This window comes from Nonomuraea sp. NPDC050394, assembly GCF_044459065.1.
Taxonomy (GTDB): Bacteria; Actinomycetota; Actinomycetes; order Streptosporangiales; family Streptosporangiaceae; genus Nonomuraea.
Window position 1 is genome coordinate 142271 of record NZ_JBITIO010000011.1, and the last position, 19072, is coordinate 161342.

At 69.4% G+C, this 19072-nt stretch carries 18 protein-coding genes; 8 read left to right on the plus strand and 10 right to left on the minus strand.

Translation table 11 applies throughout. The annotated features are described in order from the left end of the window. Positions 1 to 115 precede the first annotated feature (115 nt). Positions 116 to 757 (minus strand): hypothetical protein, encoded by a 642-nt coding sequence (locus tag ACIBKY_RS35860; protein WP_397103830.1) that lies wholly within the window; start codon positions 755 to 757, stop codon positions 116 to 118. Positions 758 to 986: 229 nt separating this feature from the next. Between ACIBKY_RS35860 and ACIBKY_RS35865 the strand changes: the two genes are divergently transcribed. After that, entirely contained in the window at positions 987 to 3233 is a 2247-nt protein-coding gene (locus ACIBKY_RS35865) for a protein kinase (RefSeq protein ID WP_397103832.1), read from the plus strand. Here ACIBKY_RS35865 and ACIBKY_RS35870 read toward each other — a convergent pair. Next, positions 3220 to 3942, minus strand: a complete 723-nt coding sequence (locus ACIBKY_RS35870; protein ID WP_397103834.1) for a hypothetical protein — start codon at positions 3940 to 3942, stop codon at positions 3220 to 3222. The genes ACIBKY_RS35865 and ACIBKY_RS35870 overlap by 14 nt on opposite strands. Before the next feature lie 86 nt (positions 3943 to 4028). On the opposite strand from ACIBKY_RS35870, the gene ACIBKY_RS35875 reads away from it, so the two are divergent. From ACIBKY_RS35875 to ACIBKY_RS35890, 4 genes are all read left to right on the plus strand, one after another. Continuing rightward, a complete protein-coding gene (locus ACIBKY_RS35875) occupies positions 4029 to 4817 on the plus strand; it encodes an ABC transporter ATP-binding protein (protein ID WP_397103836.1) in 789 nt (262 codons plus the stop codon). Positions 4818 to 4904: 87 nt separating this feature from the next. Next, positions 4905 to 5819 carry an SPFH domain-containing protein gene (locus ACIBKY_RS35880; RefSeq protein ID WP_397103838.1) on the plus strand — a complete coding sequence of 305 codons (915 nt, stop codon included), beginning with the start codon at positions 4905 to 4907 and terminating at the stop codon, positions 5817 to 5819. Positions 5820 to 5875: 56 nt separating this feature from the next. Further along, complete coding sequence (locus ACIBKY_RS35885; protein WP_397103840.1) at positions 5876 to 6631, plus strand: sulfite exporter TauE/SafE family protein; 756 nt, start codon at positions 5876 to 5878, stop codon at positions 6629 to 6631. A gap of 30 nt (positions 6632 to 6661) precedes the next feature. Next, positions 6662 to 6892, plus strand: coding sequence for a hypothetical protein (locus ACIBKY_RS35890; RefSeq protein ID WP_184958722.1), 231 nt, complete (start codon positions 6662 to 6664; stop codon positions 6890 to 6892). Here ACIBKY_RS35890 and ACIBKY_RS35895 read toward each other — a convergent pair. The 5 genes from ACIBKY_RS35895 to ACIBKY_RS35915 all read right to left on the minus strand — a co-directional run bounded on the left by ACIBKY_RS35895 (position 6871) and on the right by ACIBKY_RS35915 (position 12225). Next, a complete protein-coding gene (locus tag ACIBKY_RS35895; protein WP_397103842.1) occupies positions 6871 to 7644 on the minus strand; it encodes a nucleoside-diphosphate sugar epimerase in 774 nt (257 codons plus the stop codon). The two genes, ACIBKY_RS35890 and ACIBKY_RS35895, sit on opposite strands and share 22 nt — an antisense overlap. A gap of 33 nt (positions 7645 to 7677) precedes the next feature. Continuing rightward, positions 7678 to 8553: a Rieske 2Fe-2S domain-containing protein gene (locus ACIBKY_RS35900; RefSeq protein ID WP_379611355.1), complete on the minus strand. Its 876-nt coding sequence runs from the start codon at positions 8551 to 8553 to the stop codon at positions 7678 to 7680. A gap of 63 nt (positions 8554 to 8616) precedes the next feature. Then, complete coding sequence (locus ACIBKY_RS35905) at positions 8617 to 9228, minus strand: HD family hydrolase (protein WP_379611356.1); 612 nt, start codon at positions 9226 to 9228, stop codon at positions 8617 to 8619. 1 nt (position 9229) lies between these two features. Next, positions 9230 to 11416 (minus strand): molybdopterin-dependent oxidoreductase, encoded by a 2187-nt coding sequence (locus ACIBKY_RS35910; RefSeq protein ID WP_397103844.1) that lies wholly within the window; start codon positions 11414 to 11416, stop codon positions 9230 to 9232. A 158-nt stretch (positions 11417 to 11574) separates the two neighbouring features. Next, positions 11575 to 12225, minus strand: a complete 651-nt coding sequence (locus ACIBKY_RS35915) for a hypothetical protein (protein WP_397103846.1) — start codon at positions 12223 to 12225, stop codon at positions 11575 to 11577. A gap of 848 nt (positions 12226 to 13073) precedes the next feature. Between ACIBKY_RS35915 and ACIBKY_RS35920 the strand changes: the two genes are divergently transcribed. Then, positions 13074 to 13934, plus strand: coding sequence for a helix-turn-helix domain-containing protein (locus tag ACIBKY_RS35920; protein ID WP_379611359.1), 861 nt, complete (start codon positions 13074 to 13076; stop codon positions 13932 to 13934). Between the two features lie 65 nt (positions 13935 to 13999). Continuing rightward, entirely contained in the window at positions 14000 to 14215 is a 216-nt protein-coding gene (locus ACIBKY_RS35925) for a DUF397 domain-containing protein (RefSeq protein ID WP_184958714.1), read from the plus strand. A gap of 1039 nt (positions 14216 to 15254) precedes the next feature. On the opposite strand, the gene ACIBKY_RS35930 is transcribed toward ACIBKY_RS35925, so the two are convergent. After that, positions 15255 to 15785, minus strand: coding sequence for a tetratricopeptide repeat protein (locus ACIBKY_RS35930; protein WP_379611360.1), 531 nt, complete (start codon positions 15783 to 15785; stop codon positions 15255 to 15257). 160 nt (positions 15786 to 15945) lie between these two features. Here ACIBKY_RS35930 and ACIBKY_RS35935 point away from each other — a divergent pair, with 160 nt between their 5' ends. Then, positions 15946 to 16287 carry a hypothetical protein gene (locus ACIBKY_RS35935; protein WP_379638194.1) on the plus strand — a complete coding sequence of 114 codons (342 nt, stop codon included), beginning with the start codon at positions 15946 to 15948 and terminating at the stop codon, positions 16285 to 16287. Between the two features lie 358 nt (positions 16288 to 16645). Here the strand turns inward: ACIBKY_RS35935 and ACIBKY_RS35940 are convergent, their stop codons facing one another. Both ACIBKY_RS35940 and ACIBKY_RS35945 read right to left on the minus strand, forming a co-directional pair. Beyond that, positions 16646 to 17314, minus strand: coding sequence for a TetR family transcriptional regulator (locus tag ACIBKY_RS35940; protein ID WP_397103849.1), 669 nt, complete (start codon positions 17312 to 17314; stop codon positions 16646 to 16648). A gap of 31 nt (positions 17315 to 17345) precedes the next feature. Next, the gene (locus tag ACIBKY_RS35945) at positions 17346 to 19067 is read right to left on the minus strand and encodes an SDR family oxidoreductase (protein WP_397103851.1); all 1722 of its coding nucleotides are present in this window, start codon (positions 19065 to 19067) and stop codon (positions 17346 to 17348) included. Positions 19068 to 19072: the final 5 nt, after the last annotated feature.

The following is a 19072-nucleotide window of genomic DNA, read 5'->3' on the forward strand; positions in this document are numbered from 1 at the left end:
GTCGCGGCGCCCGGCTCCGTGCGGGTCTCGTGGCGTCTTCCTGGAGGCCGCCGGCCACGGTCGGCGGGTGGCGGCTCGGTCGGCTTGCCGTAAAAGAAGGTGACGCCCTTGCGGCCTAGGTGTCCTTCTTCTTGTTGGACTCTTCGTGCACCACCGGCGGGTTGTAGTCCTTGACCACCGGCGGCGGCGTCCAGCCGCGCGTGGGCCGCTTGGGCGGCCAGACGATCTTGGTCTTGGTGGTCTTGAGCCACTTCCAGCCCTTGATGCCGATGCGCTCAAGCTCTTCCTCGTCGATGTTCTCCGCGCCCAGCGGCACATCGAAGGCGATCACGCCGAGCTTGGCCACGGCGGTGCCCTTGGTGTTCTTCTTGAGCGTCACCTGGAAGTTCAGCCATTCGGAGTCACCGACTTCGAGGGCGTAGCGGCCCCAGCACCAGAAATATCGGCCTTCCCAGTTGCACTTGGTGCCCTTGGCGGCGCTCCACCGCAGCGTCGGCACGACGCCCTTGGGGACCTGGCCGCCGACCCAGAAGTAGTCGGCGTAGTGGGGGCCGAGGTTCTTGGCCTTGATCTTGTAGAGGATCTTTCCGCCACGCTTGGTGCGGGTGCTGTATTTGACGCTGACCTTGAAGTTCGAGTACGGCGCGCGGGCGGTTTGGGAAACAATGGTGGCTTTTGAGGTTGCTTGGGCGGGTATGGCGGTCAATCCGGTGACGGCCAGGCTCGCGCCTAAGAGCATGCTGAGAGACTTGCGCATATGCGGCTCCCCCTACGGTGCTGGAAATCCCAGATTCTTCAGCTGAATATTGCCGAGGGCAAATATCCCACAAAGAGTGATGATCTTTCGTGATCTGGCGGTGCTTGCGCGGGTTTGGGGTTGCTGGCCAGGCTTGTCGTGGGGGTTTCTGCGTAAGGGGGAGGGATACGTGCCGGATTTACACCCCTTGCAGCAGGGTGATCCAGTATCGCTGGGGAACTATCGGCTCTTGGGCCGGGTGGGCAAAGGCGCGCAGGGAATCGTTTTCCAGGGGCAGGGCCCCGACGGGCAGATGGTCGCCATCAAACTGCTCAACACCCGGCTCGACCGTCCGGGCATCGACGGCGAGCGGTTCATGCGCGAGGTGGCCGCCGCCCGCCGCGTCGCGCAGTTCTGCACCGCGCAGGTCATCGGGGCCAACATGGATGGCGAATGGCCGTACATCGTCTCCGAGCTGGTCGACGGCGTCTCGCTGCAGCGGGTCGTCCAGACCGAGGGGCCACGCCGGGGCGGCGCGCTCTACCGGCTGGCCGTCGGCACCGTCACCGCGCTGGCCGCCATCCACCGGGCCGGCATCGTCCACCGCGACTTCAAGCCCAGCAACGTGCTCATCGGCAGCGACGGGCCCCGGGTGATCGACTTCGGCATCGCCAGGGCACTGGACTCGGCGATCACGATCAGCAGCGGGGTCGTGGGCACGCCCGCGTACATGTCGCCCGAGCAGATCTCCGGCGGGCGCGTGGGACCGGCCGGCGACATGTTCAGCTGGGCGCTGACGATGACCTTCGCGGCCACCGGGCGGCCCGCGTTCGGCCAGGACAGCCTGCCCGCCGTCATCTACCGGGTGATGAACGAGGAAGCCGACCTCTCCGCCCTTCCCGACAACCTCCGCGCGATCGTGCGCTCCTGCCTCAGCAAGCGCGCCGACGAACGCCCGACGGCCGCCGACACCCTCTTCGCCCTCCTGGAGAACCAGGGCCCCATCCCGGAGCGCGACGCCGACGTGGCGATGACCACGGGCTCCCAGGTCGCCGCCGACCCGCCCTCCATCCCGCCCGCCGACCCGACCCCGCCCGCCCATCAGGCACAGGGCCCCGCGGGGTTCCCGCCGCCCGTGGCGCCGACCGGATGGGCCAACCCCTCCGGCGTGTACGGCCGGCCGTACACGCAGCCGGCCACGCAATCGGCCCCGCCCCCGCAGCACCAGAACGCGCTCGGGCACCCAAGCCCGCCACAGCCTCCGGGCGACAACGACGCGTTCTTCAAGGGCGTCCCCCAGAACCCGGACCCACCCCGGCGCGGACGCGCCGGCCTGGTCACCGCCGCCCTGGTGATCGCCCTGGCCTTGAGCGCGACGTTGCTGGTCGTGGTGCCGAGGCTGTTCACCTCCGGCGAGGGCGGGCCGGACAAGCAGAGCGTCGCGGGCGTCACCACCTCGATCACCCCGACGCCCACCCCGTCCCCAACGCCAACCCCGACGCCGACACCGATTCCCACGCCACCGCCCCAGGTGGTCGTCCAGCCCCCCGCCCTGGGCAAGCAGGACGGCAAGTCGCTCAAGGGCCACTCCAAGGCCGTCCAGACCGTCTCCGCGATCACCATCTCCGGCAAGCTGATGCTCGTCTCCGGCGGCCAGGACGGCCAGGTGCGGATCTGGAACGCCAAGGACCACAAGTACGTGGCCAGGCTGAGGGGCCACAGCCAGGAGGTGTACGCCGTCGCCTGCCTGACCATGGGCAAGACGCCGATGGCCGTCTCCGGCGGGTACGACGGCACGGTCCGACTCTGGAACCTCAAGACCCGCAAGGGCAAGGTCCTCGGCTACCACGGCGACTCCGTCTACGCGGTCGCGGTCGGCAAGGCGGGCGGCAAGTGGGTCGCGGTGAGCGGCGACGCGAACGGCATGCTGAAGTTCTGGGACCTGGGCAAGAAGAAGCAGGTAGGCAAGACCGTCCGCGCACACTCCCGATCGGTCAACTGGCTGGGCGTGGGCCGCGTCGGCGCACGCGTGGTCGCGGTCTCGGCCGGTGAGGACAGGACGCTGCGGCTGTGGGATCTGGCCAAGCGCAAGAAGTACGGCAAGCCGTACAAGGGTCACACCAAGGGCGTCTACTCGATCGCGATGGGCGCGCTGGACGGCCGCCCGGTGGTGGCCTCGGGCGGCAAGGACAACAAGATCCGCCTCTGGGACCCGAAGACCGGCAAGTCCATCGGCAAGCCGATGACCGGGCACAAGAAGATCGTCTATTCGCTGTCGTTCGGCGTGGTCGGCGAGCGGGTGGTGCTGGTCTCGGGCAGTACCGACGGCACGATGCGGCTGTGGGATCCCCAGACCCGCAAGCCGCTCGGCAAGCCGGTGAAAGCCCACAAGAAGGGCGTCCTGCTGGTCGCCGTGGTGACGATGTCGGGCAGGCCGGCCATCGTCACCGCCGGCAAGGACAAGCAGATCCGGTTCTGGAAGCTCACGGGTTCCTGATCGGCTCGAAGATCGCGTGGTGGGCGGCCACGGTGGCCCGCCGTACCGCGTGGTCGAGCCGGCGCAGAGCCGCGGACCTGGTCGCCATCTGCGCGGAGGTCAGCCCGAGGCCCTCGTCGGCCAGCCGGAGCATCACCGCCAGCCGCGCGGCCAGCGCGGACACGCGGTGGGCGCGGCCCGGATAGCCGGGCGCGAGTTCGCCGCCCGCGCGCTCCAACTGGCCGGGATGGGCCTGGCCCGGCCCTTCGACCGAGGTGAGCGCCTCGGTGGCCGCCCGGATGGCCTCGGCCAGATCGCGCTCGGCCTCGGCCACGGAGGGCAGGTCGGCGCGGACCGGCCCGGCCGGGTGCACCGTGAACGCGGTGCCCTGGTAGGACGAACCGCGCAGGTCGGGTTCCGGCACCAGGCCGACGTTCCGCCCGGCGAGTACGGCTATCGCCGCCTGCCCGGCGTCCACCGCGGCGGCGTTGAAGTCGGGCGGCCCCGACAGCCCCAGCGGGTCGCCGGGGGCGGGGAGGGCCAGCCGTACCTCATGGAGACCTTGCGAGCGCAGGTCGGCGAGGTGCACACGAAGGGGCACGGTGGCGATCAACGTGGGTCCTGCGACGGACTCCACCTGGTCGGCGGCCTCGTCGAGGCCCACGTGACCGGCCAGCCAGGCGTTGCCCCAGGCCACGAGTGCGGGGGAGACAGGTGATTCAGCGCGCACTGATCCACGATATGTGCTCGCCCTGCAATAGGTTTGTCCCGTGCGTTCCGGCAACCGGGACAATCGGGCGCGAGGAGGTATCGGGGATGGGCGGTCAGGTGCTGCGGCTACAGGATGTCGCCGTCAGACGCGACGGCGCGGCTCTCCTGCGTGGCATCGACTGGACGGTCAACGAGGACGAGCGCTGGGTGGTCATCGGGCCGAACGGCGCGGGCAAGACCACGCTGCTGCAGGTGGCGGCGACGCTGCTGTATCCGAGTGAGGGTCTGGTCGAGGTTCTGGGCGAGCGGCTGGGGCAGGCCGACGTCTTCGACCTGCGTCCGCGGATCGGGCTGGCCAGCGCGGCGCTGGCAGAGCGCATCCCGGCCGAGGAGAAGGTCATCGACCTGGTGCTGACCGCGTCGTACGCGATCCTGGGCCGCTGGACGGAGGAGTACGACTCCAACGACGTCACCCGCGCGGTCGAGCTGATCGACATGATGGGCGCCGCCCATCTGATCAGGCGCAGGTTCGGCACGCTGTCGGAAGGCGAGCGCAAGCGGGTGCAGATCGCCCGCGCGCTGATGCCGGACCCCGAGATGCTGCTGCTGGACGAGCCGGCCGCCGGGCTCGACCTGGGCGGGCGCGAGGACCTGGTGCGCCGGTTGTCGCTGCTGGCCGGGGATCAGCGCTCGCCGACTCTGGTGCTGGTCACGCACCACGTCGAGGAGGTGCCGAGCGGGTTCACGCACGGGCTGCTGCTGAAGCACGGCTCGGTGGTGGCACAGGGGCCGCTCGACGTGGTCATGACCGCCGACAACCTCTCCCGCACCTTCGGCGTGCCGCTGTCGCTGGACCGCAGTGCCGAGGGCCGCTGGTATGCGCGAGCGCACTAGATCGTATTTGTACGGTTACCGACCGCCTCTGTACAAAACCAAATAGGATCTCCGTGGTCGGGACCCCCACGACTTCCGGAGCGTGCCATGGCCACGGAGCTCATCGTCATCCTTGTCGTGGTCGTGCTGGTGGGGCTGGCCCTGTACCGGACGGTCCGGATCATCGGGCAGGCGACCGCGGCGATCGTCGAACGGCTCGGCCGCTACCACCGCACGCTGGGTCCGGGCCTCAACCTCGTGATGCCGTTCATCGACCGGATCAGAGACGAGATCGACCTGCGCGAGCAGGTGGTCTCCTTCCCGCCCCAGCCGGTGATCACCTCCGACAACCTGGTCGTCTCCATCGACACCGTCATCTACTTCCAGGTCACCAACCCCAAGGCGGCCACCTACGAGATCGCCAACTTCATCGTCGCCGTCGAGCAGCTGACCGTCACCACGCTCAGGAACGTGGTCGGCGGCATGGACCTCGAAAGCACGCTGACCTCCCGCGAGGAGATCAACACCGCGCTGCGCGGCGTGCTCGACGATGCCACCGGCAAGTGGGGCATCCGGGTCAACCGGGTCGAGCTCAAGGCGATCGACCCTCCCTCCTCCATCCAGGACTCGATGGAGAAGCAGATGCGCGCCGACCGTGACAAGCGCGCCGCCGTGCTGGCCGCGGAAGGCCAGCGGCAGGCGGCGATCCTGACCGCCGAGGGGGAGAAGCAGGCGGCGGTGCTGCGGGCGCGCGGCGAGGCGGAGGCGGCCGTGCTGCGCGCGCAGGCCGAGGCAGAGGCGCAGGCGATGCGGGCCAAGGGCCAGGCCGACGCGATCGGCATGGTGTTCAAGGCCATCCACGAGGGCAATCCCGACCAGCGGCTGCTGGCCTATCAGTACCTGCAGATGCTGCCCGAGATCGCCAAGGGCGACGCCAACAAGTTGTGGATCGTGCCGTCGGAGATGGGCAAGGTGCTTGAGGGGCTCGGCGGCCTGTTCGGCCCGCCGAAGGACCCGGCGTAAAGAGATATCTCCCAGGTCTCTAAGCTCGGGAAACGAGTTCTGAGCGAGGAGGGGCAGTGACGCCGTGGGAGGTGGCCGCGGTGTGCGCGGCCGGGGTCGGGGCCGGAGCCATCAACGCGGTGGTGGGGTCGGGGTCGCTGATCACCTTCCCCGCGCTGGTGGCGGTGGGCGTGGATCCGGTCGTGGCCAACGTCTCCAACAGCATCGGCCTGGTGCCGGGCTCCTTCACCGGTGCCTACGGCTACCGCGCCGAGCTGTCCGGGCAGCGTGAGCGGCTGGTCAAGCTGGGCACGGCCTCGCTGATCGGCTCGCTCGCAGGCGGCCTGCTGCTGCTCTGGCTGGACCCGGACGTCTTCCAGATCGTGGTGCCGATCCTGATCGGGCTGGCCTGCGTGCTCGTCGTCATCCAGCCCAAGCTGAACGGCTGGCTGTCGGCCCGGCGTGAGCACGCGCACCCCGACGGCGGCGTCGTCCTCTGGCTGGGCGTCCTGGGCGCGGGCGTCTACGGCGGCTACTTCGGCGCGGCCCAGGGCGTGCTGCTCATCGGCCTGCTCGGCAGCTTCCTCACCGACGGCCTGCAGCGGGTCAACGCCGCCAAGAACGTCCTGTCCCTGATCGTGAACGGCGCCGCCGCCGTCCTGTTCATCCTGGTCGCCGAGGTCGACTGGTGGGCCGTGGCCGGGATCGCCGTGGGCGCCACGATCGGCGGCTACATCGGCGCCAAGGCCGGCAGGAAGATCCCCGCTCCGGTGCTGCGCGGCATCATCGTCTGTGTCGGAATCGCGGCGATTATCAAACTAGTGTACGGATAAAAATAGGTCTTTCTGGGTATAAATCCAGACATGAAGGGTGACTGGGTAGAGATCGTCATCGATGCCGGGGGAACCCCGCGAACCTACGAAGTCAAGGCCACCCGCGCCGGCCGCAGGGTCGAGGTGGCCACCCGCCGAGGTCTGGTCGAAGTCAGCGAGGTGACCAGGAGCGGCAGTGCCGTACGCACCGCCCGGTTCATGTCCAGCCGCATCCTCGCCCTGGTCGAGCACCCCGCCGATCAGCGGAAGGCGTCCGCGTGATCGCGCGCCCACTCCCGGAACGACCGCGGCTCCCGGCCGGTCAGCACCCGCACGGTGTTGGTGACCGGCTCCGGTGAGTCCACGAACTCGCCCCACGCCTTGAGCTCCGCGTCCACGTACTCCTCGTCCCCCCAGGCCCTCAGCAGTTCCGGCCGCGCCAGTTCGGGCGCCAGATCCTCCCACCGCACCTCCCGCCCTGCGGCCTCGCCGAGGATGCGCACCTGCTCGACCTGGGTGAGCGCCTCGGGCCCGCTGAGCGCGTAACGCACGCCGCCGTGCCCGGCCGAGGCCAGCACGTGCGTGGCGACCGCCGCCACGTCCTTCTCGTGGATCAAGGACCTCCTGGCCATCCCGTACGGCCGGCGTACCACCCCGCTTTTCACCTGCTCGGCCATGGCCAGGGTGCCGGCCGCCAGGCCGCCGGGCCGAAGGAACGTCCAGGCCGGCCCGGCGTGCTCGATCAGCCGCTCGATGTCCGCGTGAAAGGTGGGGGTCTGGGATGAGAGGTAGACCACGCGCCGCGCGTACCTGGCGATCAGCTCGATCACCGGCGCAGCGCGCTTCGCGTTCAGGGCCGGCCACACGAGGAACACCGTCTCCACCCCGTCGAGCCGGGGTTCGAGGCGCACCGGATCGAGCAGATCGGCGTCTTCGCCGGGCAGTCCCCGCACGGGTACTCCAGCCGCGCTCAGCGAGGCGAAGACGTGCCGGCCGATGTCGCCGGAGGCCCCGGTCACCAGAATCTCGCACATGGATCGACGGTAGAACCTCAAGCAAGCTTTACGTCAACCTCCCGGGCGTACCTGGATGGTCCCGTCACGCCTGATCCGGGTCTCGAACGTGGGCGCGGGGGCGGTCGCCGGGCCGTGCTTGACGGTGCCGTCGCCGAGGCGGAAGGTGCTGCCGTGCCAGGGGCAGACCACGCAGGCCTCGCCGTCCTCCACGACCAGGCGGCCCTGGTGCAGCGGTCCGGCCAGGTGCGGGCAGCGGTCGGCCAGCACGGTCACCGACTCGCCGGTGCGCAGCACGAACAACTGGATGTAGCCGAGCCGGCGCGCGACCGGCCGCCCGCTCGGCAGGTCCTTGAGCAGGCAGAGGTCGTGCCAGCCGAGCGGCACCAGATGGGAGACCTGCGGCGCGTGGTTGGCGCCCGCCGCCTGCCGGTAGGCCAGATGGCCGCCCAGGTAGCCGCCCACGCCCGCCGCGCCCAGCCCGAGAAACGACAGGACCCGCCCGCCGCGATCGTGGCCGCGCAGCCGGGCCAGCAGCGAGGCGGAGAACAACCCGAGCGCGCCGACGTTGGCCAGCAGGTGCACGAACCCCACCCGCTGCTGCTCCCGGTGCAGCGAGGACCAGTCGGTGAGCCCCGCGGCGGCGGTCGGCACCGCGCCCGCGATGCCGGCCGCCAGCAGCAGCCGGACCGCCCGCCGGTCGGCGCCGGCCACGTCCAGGACGCTCGCCGACAGCCAGCAGCCGAGCGTCGCCGTGGCCAGCGGAGGGTGCAGCGGCTTGCCCGTGGGCACGCCGTGCAGCAGATCGCGCAGCCGCCCGGGGCGGACCTTCTCGCGTACGGTCTTGGCCAGCACCCGGATCGGCTCGTCCAGGGCTCTGGTTTTCTCCAGCCGGTCGGCCAGGTCGACCGGCCCCACGAAACGCCGCAAGTGCCGACGTCTCGCGCGTACTGTCTCTTTCACGACAAGTGCCCTACCCCGGGCATGGGCCGGTCACTCAGACAGGTGCCCTCTGGCGACCGAGAGCTCCACCAACTCCAGCGCGTACACGCCCAGCGACGCCGAGCCCTCCTCGATGATGCGCACCTTCTCCCGCACCTGTGACGCCTTCACCTTGAACAGCGGCCAGGTGCCGCCCTCGGTGTGGTGGTTGGCCAGGATCGGCGCGAACCGGTCGAGCGCCTTGGCGAAGCGCGACTCCACCGTCTGCCTGGCCTCGAACTCCTCCCACAGCGCCCGCATCTCCGCCCCCTGCTCACCCGGCAGCATGGAGAAGATCCGGTCGGCGGCGGCCCGCTCGGCGCCGGCCTGCGCCGCCACCGCCTCGGCGTCGTAGATGAAGGTGTCACCCGCGTCGATCTCGACCAGGTCATGGACGAGCAGCATCGCGACCACGCGCTGGATGTCGGTGCCCGCCGGGGCGTGCTCTCCCAAGATCATGGCCAGGAGTCCGACATACCAGGAGTGCTCTGCGTCGTTCTCCCTCCGCGAACCATCCATGAGATGGTTGCGGCGGATCACCCGCTTCAGCTTGTCGATCTCGACGGCGAAGGCGATCTGGGCGTTCAGGCGGTCCTCTTCTGGCGCGATAGTCACGCGCGACACCCTAATGTGCGGTGATCACACCGGTTGGCAAAATCGTGACCGGAACCCCGTTGAACACTGCGTTTCCGGACGGCAAATCCACGGTGGACTCGTCGGTGAGCTTGTTCGCGCTCACTCCCGGGTGCTCGGCCGCCACGCTCTGTGCGCTGCCCGCGTGCCCCCAGCCGTGCGGCAGGCTGACGACGCCCGGCATGATCGTGTCGGTCGGCTCCAGCGGCACGGTCAGCTCACCGGTCGCCGACCTGACCGTGGCGTGGCCGTCCAGGCCCAGCCGGTCCACGTCCGCCGGGTTGATCTGCAGCGTGCACTGGTTGCTCCCGCCGACCAGCGGCGCGACGTTGTGCATCCAGCTGTTGTTCGAGCGCAGGTGCCGGCGCCCGATCAGCAGGAAGCCCGGCGGCTCGTCGCCCAGGCCGTCGCGCAGCCGTTCCACGTCGTCGATGAGCTGTGGCGGCGCCAGCTCGACCCGCCCCGACGCGGTCGTCAGCAACTCGGGCAGCCGGGGCTCCAGCGGACCGAGGTCCAGGCCGTGCGGGTTGTCGAGCAGCTTGCGCAGCGACAGCTCGCCGCGCCCCGACCACTCGCCGTAGGGGCCGAGCCGCAGCATCATGTCCAGCCGCCGCTCGGCGCCGGACTCGCCGTCGAGCAGCGCCGCCAGCTCGCCGGCGTCCCTGCCCTCCACACCGGATCCCGGCGTGGATACCGCCTTCTCCAACGTCTGCCCGATGATGAACGCGTCCAGATCCCCGTCCAGCCCCGAGGCGATCACCGCCAGCCTGGCCAGGATCATGCCCTCGGAGGGCCGGTCGGCCAGCGGCAGCAGCGGCCGCGAGTAACGCGTGTAGTTGCGCACCGCGAACCCGAGCAGCGCGAAGTCGTAGTGCCCCGCCTGCAGCACCCTCGGCGGCGGCAAGATGACGTGCGCGTGCCTGGTCGTCTCGTTCAGATACGGATCCACGCTCACCATGAACGCGAGATCGCCCAGCGCCCCGTCCAGCCGCCCGCCGTTCGGCGCGGACAGCACCGGGTTGCCGGCGACCGTCACCATGCAGCGGATCTGGCCCTGCCCCGGCGTCTCGATCTCGTCCGCGAGCGTCGCGACGGGCAGCTCGCCGTTCGCCTCCGGCAGGTCCCTGACGCGACTGCGCCACCTTCCCGTCTGGTACGGCTTGCGCCGCCGCCCGCCCTCCGTGGCCGGCATCGGGAACATGACTCCGCCGGGCCGGTCGAGGTTGCCGGTCAGCACGTTGACCACGTCCACCAGCCATTGGGCCAGCGTGCCGAACTCGGCCGTGCACGTGCCGATGCGCGCGTAGACCGCGGCTGTGGGGGCTCCGGCCAGCTCGCGGGCCAGCCGTACGATCACCTCGGCGGGAACGCCCGTGCGGTGGGCCACGACGTCGGGGGCGAAGTGCTTGGCCGCCTGGGTGAGCTCGGCCAGCCCGTTGATCTCCTGCCGCACGTCGGTCAGGCCCTCGGCCAGCAGCGTGTGGACGATGCCGAACAGGAGGTAGGCGTCGGTGCCGGGGCGGATGAACACGTGCTCGTCGGCCAGTGCCGCCGTCCTGGTGCGGCGCGGGTCGACGACGACCAGGCGGCCGCCGCGCCCGCGCAGCGCCTTGAGACGGCCGGGGAAGTCCGGGGCGGTGCAGAGGGAGCCGTTGGAGTCGAGGGGGTTGGCGCCGAGCATGAGCAGGTAGTCGGTGCGGTCGAGGTCGGGCACCGGGATGCTGAGCGGGTGGCCGAACATCAGCCCGCTGGCCACGTGTTTGGGCATCTGGTCGGCGGTGCTGGCGGAGAAGACGTTGCGGGTGCCGAGCGCCCGGATCATCGGCGCGGCGTAAAGGGCTCCCGCCATCGTGTGGGCGTTGGGGTTGCCCAGGTAGACGCCGAACGCCTCGCGCCCGTGTGCCGCGGTGACCCTGGAGAAACCCTCCTGAACCGCCGCGAACGCCTCGTCCCAGCCGACCTCCCGCCACAGCTCGCCCTCGCGGACCAGCGGCCGGGTCAGCCGGTCCGGGTCCTCGTCCAGCTTGCCCAGGCTCGCGCCCTTGGGGCAGATGAAGCCCTTGCTGAACGGGTCCTCCTTGTCACCGCGCACGCTCGTCACGTGCCCGCCGTCGTCGAGGGTCAGGGTCAGGCCGCAGACGGCTTCGCAGAGCGGGCAGGTACGGTGCACGGTCGTCATGAGCACTCCTGAGTTCGCTATCCAGACTCATCTTGACCTTTTGCCGTCCCGTCGTGAAGACCCCAACTCGTGACAGCGAAAGCCCCACAAAACCCTGGGTGGGCTTTGTGGGGCGGAAGCCCCGGAGCCCCCGCGGTCTCCGGGGCTTGCTTGGTGATTCAGCCCGCGAGGGGCAGGAGGAGCGTCTCGGGAAGATCAGGCGGCTCCTCGACGTCGGGCCTGAGGCTGACCCAGGCCCTGCGGCCGTAGAAACGGTCCAGCCCGGGGGAGGCGGCGCCCTCGACCCCGTCCCTGCGTACGGTCTCCACGATGAGCAGGCTGGCCCACTTGCGGTGCCGGAAGACCCGCGAGCTGCGCGCCCAGCAGGCCGCCGCGATCTCCTCGGCGTAGGCCTCGAACTCCTCGGCGGAGATTCCGGCCCTGGTCATGATGAGCGCCTTCTCGCCGGTGACGGTCGGCGTGATCCACAGGACCAGGGGGATGCGGCCCGACCTGGTGTGCATGGTGGTCTCCAGGCAGGTCCGCTGCAGGCGGTGCCGGGTGACCAGGCACCAGAAGTGGCCGACGAACCAGCCGCGCCCGTAACGGGTGGCGGCCGGGACGGAGACCGCGCTGCTCAGCATGATGAAGGGGAGCCAGACCCCGTCCTGGGCGGCGGCGACCACCGCCAGGACGAACAGGGCGAGCGCGGCGATCAGCAGGAGCTCGGTGCGGACGCGCCACAGGGCGGTGAGGATGCCGGGGCGACCTGCCGGAGGAAGGTCCTCGTATCCCGGGTAGATCTGGTTCCTGGGGTTCCTGGGGGACATCTAGGACACCTCCTCGGGAACTTTGGTCGTGACCTTCAGCTGGTCGAAGCGTGGGTCACGGTAGCAACGTGCTCCGAATCCGGTCCTTGCCACGGTCCAGCCTCGCCGGTGGGCGAATTCGTCTGGCTCCATACAGATTTCCCGGTCGGCCCACGCGATGAGTTCCTGGATCCGGGACTTGATTCGGCTCAGGCCCTTGGTACCTTGTGAGTACATAGAAGACCCCTTTCGCGGCATTACTCGAGGTGGCTTCTTTCGCCGGGCCGAGTGCTGCAGCCGGGTCGTCGCAGGGTGGCAGCCCTTGAGCGGCGGGTTGGCGGTCAGCTTCGGTCCGGCATTTCTGTGCTCGAACGAGCTACGACGCGGCGCTACTTGCGTTCGGTGTCCTTCCGGCAAACGGCCTCCCTGGTGTTGTTGCACGTATCCGGGACGGCGACGTTGCCGGTGGAGCGGCCTATGCCGCACGCGTTCAGCGGGAGATGCGGGGTATGCGGCCGTATGTCCATGTCGGCCTCCCTTTTCCCTCGTCATCTCCTCCTGGCCTGATCGTCCTCCCGGGCCGTGCTTGCTGCAATACTTCAAGCAAGAGAAGATTTACATTTCTTCGCATCTTGCTTCCCGGCTTGCGGTGCAACTTGCATCAGAACTGTCAGGGGCTTGCCAGGTGCACTCCGGGGAGCACCAGCGAAGGTTCTTGCCTCCACCGTCCTCCCGTGGAACTCTTTGAGCAAGCCCAAGTGGCACTACACGTGCAAGTTGCAGTGTAAGATTGGGTGAACGGCCCAGAAACCCGGGCTCCAAACGGTCCTTTACCGCTACACCTTCATTCCCGATGAGGAGAGTGGACGGTGCCATCAGAGCAGGGCAGCCCGACTGTCCGCAGGCTCAGGCTAGGCCAGGAGCTGCGCCTCCTTCGTGAGCGCCGAAAGCTGACCGGGGCCAAGACCGCCGAGCGCCTCGGCTGGTCGCCCAGCAAGGTGTCGAGGATCGAGTCCTCCAAGACCATGCCAAGCACCGAGGACATCGAAGCGATGGCCCGGTTGTTCAAGGTCGACGATGAGAAACTCGACGAACTGCTGGGGCTCCTAAGGGATGCCGACCAGCGCGGCTGGTGGGAGGATTACGAGGACGCCCTGCCCTCGGAGTACACGACATTCCTGGGGCTGGAAGCAGAGGCCACCGCTCATCGCGGCTGGGAACCCCAGCTGGTGCCGGGCCTGCTGCAGACCGAGGACTACGCCAGGGAAGTCATCCTGGCGACCCGGGGCATCGCGCGGATCACGCACAGCGGTGTCCGCAGCCGTGTCGAGGCCCGCCTCGACCGGCAGCAGCGTGTCCTGCACAGATCCGATCCGGCCGAGGTCTCCGTCGTGCTGGACGAATCCGTGCTCACGCGGCGTTTCGGAGAGCCCTCGGTGATGCGTGAGCAGCTCGGACACCTCCTGGAGATGTCCCTGCTTCCTCACGTGAATGTTCAGGTGTTGCCCTTGGACGGCGAGCACCCGGTCAACACCGGCGCCTTCGTCCATCTGAAGTTCGTGGACCTCGACGATGCTGTTTACTTGGAGCTGCTCTACGGGGCTCGTTTCGTGGAAGCGCTGGACCTCGTGGCTGACTACGAGCAGGCATTTGAGCATCTTCGAGCCACAGCCCTGTCCGAGGACGAATCTCGGGTACTGGTCCAACGCAAGATCATGCAGTGGCGGTAGGGCCACTAAAGCGCAATCAACACCAAAGGGGCTGTTGAAGCGCTATTCAGGATAAGGAACAACCAATGGACGTCACGCCCGCCTGGCGGAAGAGCCGTTTCTGCAACGGCAATTCCGCGTGTGTTGAATTCGCTCGTCTGGCCGACGGAAACGTCGCGCTGAGGGACAGCAAGGAGCAGGACGGACCGGTCCTGGTCTTCACTCCTGAGGAGTGGGACGCCTTCACCCTCGGTGTCCGTGCCGGCGAATTCGACATCGACACGCTCGCCGTAGGCGCATAGATCAGAGCGGCCCGTGCACGTTGCTGACCACAACTTACAGGACCGCTCCGATAAGGGCTCTGACCAGCCCATTCGTTGTCTCCGACCAGCCCTGCACGAAGACGAAGATAATCATGGCACAACCAAGGTCATCTATGGCAATGGGTGCTGGTGATCTGTTGCCAAGCTTCCACCCGGATGGCCACGCGAACCCCTGACCGCCGCCACCATGCCCGCGCCCTGGTGGCAGGCGAGGAAACACCTACGCGGCCCGAGCCCCACATCGTGGCGCTCCAACCCCTTGCTTCTCGCGTGTTGCCTTTGCGTCTTGCCCTGTTGCTTCTTGCCTCTTGCCTCGCTCGCGAGCCTGCGCGCCGTCGCACGTCCTCGCGTACCCCTCGTGACGAACGCGGGCCTATCCATGACATCTGCGCGCTCTTCCGTCCCGCACCGCCACCCACCCCCGAGACCACCCCAGGCCCCCCGCCACCCCACGACTCCACCAACCCCCCACAAGCCCTGACCCCAGCCACCCCGTTGGGGCACGCAACCGGGCGTTTGCCTGTCCCGCGGGGATCGCATTGCCAGGGCTACGGGGCTGCCTTGCCAGCGATGGCCACCTCCGCGAGACGACACCTCGCCACGGACGGCGCGCCCGCCAGAGACCCCGGCGCCGCGCGAGAGCGCCACCCCGCGCCACACAGAGCCGCCTGCCAGTGCGTCACCTGCGCCACGGGGAGCCGCCTGCCGCCCAACCGCCGCGCCCCGGCCTTCCGCCGTTATAAGGCCGTCCGGCTGTCGCGCGTCCGGCCTTCCGTCTGGGGGCGGGCGTCCCGCCGGCGTGTCCCCGGCCGCCTTATGCCGTCTGGGGGGCGTCCGGCTGTCGTGCGACCTCCTGGGCGCCCGTTGGGGCGGCGTCGATGCGCCCATCTGGTGGCGGGTGCGCCCATGTGGTGCCGGTGCGTCCATGTCGTGCCGCGCGCCGGGGTTCTGGTCTGGGGGCAGGCGGGAGCGCCCGGAGGCGGGGGCGCGACCGGGGAGGAGGCCGTTGCTCCGGGGGTCAGGACACCAGGGCGTCCAGGTCGTCTTCCGGGAGGCCCAGGTCCACCCTGATGCGGTAGCGCGTGCGGAGGAGGGCGACGTGTTCTGGGTCGTCCTTGTCGCACGACAGCACCGCCTGCGTCGCCCACTCCAGGCCGCCCCTCAGGTCGCCATAGGCCACCAGGGTTTCGGCGATGTTGTGGGCGGTGGCCGGCTGGATCGCCGGTTCGGCGCGCAGGGCTTCGATGATCTCGCGGGCCTCGTCGGGACGCTCCAGTTCGAAGAGCGTGTCGGCGATCCCGGCGCGCGGATCGATACTGGCCTCGCCGCCGTCTTCCAGCGCGCGCTGAAAACAGTCCATCGCGCGCGCCGGCTGACCGGCCGCGCGCCACTCCTCAGCCGCAAGGACCAGGATGGACGCTCGGGAGACGTCGCCCTCGGAGTACTCATGGGCAAGATCGTCGAGCTGCCTGGCCAGCGAGCTGTGGTCGTCTGCCAGGAGGGCCCGCTCCAGCAGGCGATCAAGGTGCTCACGGGTCACATACGCCACACCGCCGAGACTACCGAGCGACCAGGTGTCTTTGCTGGGCAATACGCAGGGCGAGACACGCACAGATTGAGTAACGCCTGGTACAACTCTGGTCACAGCCCGCGTGTTGTCCCAGGCGGCAGGGCATATAGCCGTCGCGCGAACCGCGACGGAGGGGGCTGTGATGGGCTTGTCCAAGCAGGTGACCTTCTCGCTGGCGTGTGCGGTGGTGCTGTCCGCGCTCATCCCCGGAGCCGCCGGCTATCTGTCCGCCCGCGTCGAGTCGATCGAGGCGGCCGAGCGCAAGCTGCATGCCCAGGAGGCGCGGCTGAACGCCCGGCTTGCCCGCGAGACCAGACCGGTCTCCTACCCGGCGCCGTGCGAGGTCCAGCCTGCCAGGCCGATCCGCGAGCAGCCGGCTCCGGCGGCCTTCGTTCCGGCCCCGGAGTACAAGCCCGACTTCAAGCCGAGAAAGCGCGAACGCCAGCCCGTGGTACCGCCGCCCGCGTGGCTACCCGAGTGAACCACCCCGGTCAGTCGGGCCGAGCCGCGCCGACGGGTGACCAGCCGCGAGACGGGTGAACATCGCTGAAGGTGCCCTGCGGCGCCGAGGGGCGACCGCACCACCGAGAAGGTGAGCGACGCCGGCCGATCCCCTGAGGGTGAGCTGTCTCGCGAGGGGAAGCCCCGGGGGCGGGAGTGAGCGGGCCTGAGAGGGTGAGCCACTCCGAGCGGTGGGACCGCTCCGAGCCGTGGGACTGGTCTGAAGCGGGGGGACCGGTCTGAGGGGTGGGACCGCTCCGAAAGGGTCCACGTGAGGGTGGGCGCTTGTTGGTGACCATGTGGAAGCGGCCCGCGTGTCCGGTCCCCCGGGCGGTGAGTTAACTGTCGCCCGGGGGTGACAGGTGGCGGAGTTGGCGGGAGAGGTAGCCGCGGACCATCTGCTTGGCCGCGTCGATCAGCTCCGGTGACCCCTTGGGGTCGCGGCGGAAGGCCAGCTTGAGCACCGCGTCTCCGGCCTCCACCGCCACCAGCACCCCGATGTCCAGTTCGTCGCTGTCGGCCAGGCCGTACTCCTTGAGCAGGAGGCCGCGCAGCCGTCCGGCGATGACCGCGTTGTTGTCGATGTCGACGTCGAGCAGGTTGAGGTCGACGGCGTCACCGAAGTGCAGGCTCTTGAAGCCTGGAACGGTCCTGTGCATGTCGACGTACTCGTCGATGATCGCGTCGACCGCCTCCCACCAGCCGCGGTAGTCCTCCTCCATGAACCTGCGGCCCACCCTGGAGACGAACTGCTCCACGTTGCGCCTGGTCAGCTCCTGGGTGATGGCCCGCTTGTCGGGGAAGAACTGGTAGACCGAGCCGATCGCGACTCCGGCGCGTTCGGCGATGCGGGTGGTGGAGAGCGCTTCGTAGCCGATCTCGTCGAGCAGCGCCGCGCACGCGTCGAGCATCCGCTCCACCCGGCGTGTGCTTCGTCGCTGGGTGGGCTTACGGCGCAGCGGCTGGGGCTGCGAACAGTCGTCGTCGTCAATTTCGGGGGTGGACACGAAATCCATCTTCCCCCGAAGCGGGCGATCGTTACCGTCCAACGACGGGATTTCTCACGACACCGGATAACCGGGCGAAAGCCCGCATCGCCGAGGGCGAGATCCGCGACATCGCATATCCGATTTTCCCCTCCGCATTGACCGGGACAACCGCCTCATTTCGGTGTACGGCCCGCAGGATGTGCGCCGCCACCCGCTCCGGCGGATACCCACGCCGCTGGAGCCCCAGCTCGGCCAGCTCCCGCAGGTCGGACCCGACATAGGTGGCGTTGCGGGCGATGGCCGTGGACACGAAGCCGGGGCAGACCGTGGTCACGCCGATGCCGTGGCCGGCCAGCTCGGCCCGCAGGCAGTCGCCGAGCATCTTCACCGCCGCCTTGGACGTCGAGTACGCCGGCAGTTCCCGCGTCGCCACGAAGGCGGCCAGCGAGGCGATGTTGACGATGTGGCCGCCCTCGCCGCGTTCGGCCATCTGGCGGGCGAAGAGCCGGCAGCCGTGAATGACGCCCCAGAGATTCACGTCGAGCGTGCGCCGCCAATCGTCGAGGGAATGGTCAAGGAACGGCCCGGCCACCGCGATTCCCGCATTGTTCACCACCACATCCGGCACGCCATACTGTGCCGCGATATTTCCGGCGAACTCCTCCATGGCCGTGGTTGAGGCGACATCGAGTTGGACGGCGTGAGCCGTACGGCGGAAATCTTTGCCGATGTCCTCCGCGACCCGCATGGCCGCCTCCCGGTCGAGGTCGGCGCAGACCACCTCGGCGCCGTGCGCGGCGAAGGCGCGTGCGGTCGCCCGCCCGATGCCGCTGCCGGCGCCCGTGATCACGACCAGGCGGTCCTGGTAGGCGCCGCGGCCCTCGCGCACGCGGTCGCGGCGCAGTGAGCGGGTCGAGGCGCCGCCGTCGACGTGCGCGGCGAACTCGGCGATCATCCTGGCCACGGCCTCGGGGTGGCTGCGCTGCGCCCAGTGCCCGGCCGCCAGCCTGCGGTGCCAGAACTCCGGCGCCCACTGGCGCATCGACGCCAGCAGCTTGGGCGAGACGAAGATGTCGCGGCTGGTCTCGATGAGCTGGACCGGCACCTCGACGCCGGGGTCGGCGGGGGCGCGCAGGCGGGTGAAGAAGTTCTGGCGGTAGAGGGCCAGGCCGTTGTGGCCGTCGCGCTTCAGGGTGCCGGCCGGATGTCCCGGCCTCGGCTCGATGCCCTCGGCCAGGCGCATCGAACGGGCCAGCGCGCGGGGCAGCGGGCCACGCCAGGCCAGTTCGGGCAGGACGGGGAGCTGGAAGGCGCCGATGTACCAGGACCTGGCGAGCTGACCGGCGACCTCGCGGCGGCCGCCGTAGCGCAGGAAGTGGGCGGCCTGGTCGAGGCCGGGACCGCCGAAGGTGGTGAAGGAGGCGGCGCGCTCGCGGATGCCGGGGCGGCCGATCGCCTCCCAGCACTGCAGCGAGCCCCAGTCGTGCCCGACCAGATGGACCCGCGGCTTGCCGATCTCGTCGAGCACCGCGCCGAGGTCGGCGGCCAGGTGGTCGAAGGAGTAGTGCCGCCGGTCGTACGGCGCGCCGGACTGCCCGGCGCCGCGCACGTCGTAGCGGACCACGTGATAGCGGTCGCCGAGCAGCCCGGCGACCTCGTCCCAGACGCGGTGGGTGTCGGGGTAGCCGTGGACGAGCAGGATCGTGGGGTTCTCCCGCTCGCCTTCCTCGAAGAGCGCGAGCCGTACATCACCAGACGGTATTAGACGCACGGTCC

What these genes read in the sequence shown, in the direction of transcription:
- ACIBKY_RS35880 (WP_397103838.1), top strand. Translation starts at nt 4,905, where the DNA reads ATGGCCACGGAGCTCATCGTCATCCTTGTCGTGGTCGTGCTGGTGGGG.
- ACIBKY_RS35925 (WP_184958714.1), top strand. Translation starts at nt 14,000, where the DNA reads ATGGACGTCACGCCCGCCTGGCGGAAGAGCCGTTTCTGCAACGGCAAT.
- ACIBKY_RS35875 (WP_397103836.1), top strand. Translation starts at nt 4,029, where the DNA reads ATGGGCGGTCAGGTGCTGCGGCTACAGGATGTCGCCGTCAGACGCGAC.
- ACIBKY_RS35860 (WP_397103830.1), bottom strand. Translation starts at nt 757, where the DNA reads ATGCGCAAGTCTCTCAGCATGCTCTTAGGCGCGAGCCTGGCCGTCACC.
- ACIBKY_RS35910 (WP_397103844.1), bottom strand. Translation starts at nt 11,416, where the DNA reads ATGACGACCGTGCACCGTACCTGCCCGCTCTGCGAAGCCGTCTGCGGC.
- ACIBKY_RS35890 (WP_184958722.1), top strand. Translation starts at nt 6,662, where the DNA reads ATGAAGGGTGACTGGGTAGAGATCGTCATCGATGCCGGGGGAACCCCG.
- ACIBKY_RS35915 (WP_397103846.1), bottom strand. Translation starts at nt 12,225, where the DNA reads ATGTCCCCCAGGAACCCCAGGAACCAGATCTACCCGGGATACGAGGAC.
- ACIBKY_RS35895 (WP_397103842.1), bottom strand. Translation starts at nt 7,644, where the DNA reads ATGTGCGAGATTCTGGTGACCGGGGCCTCCGGCGACATCGGCCGGCAC.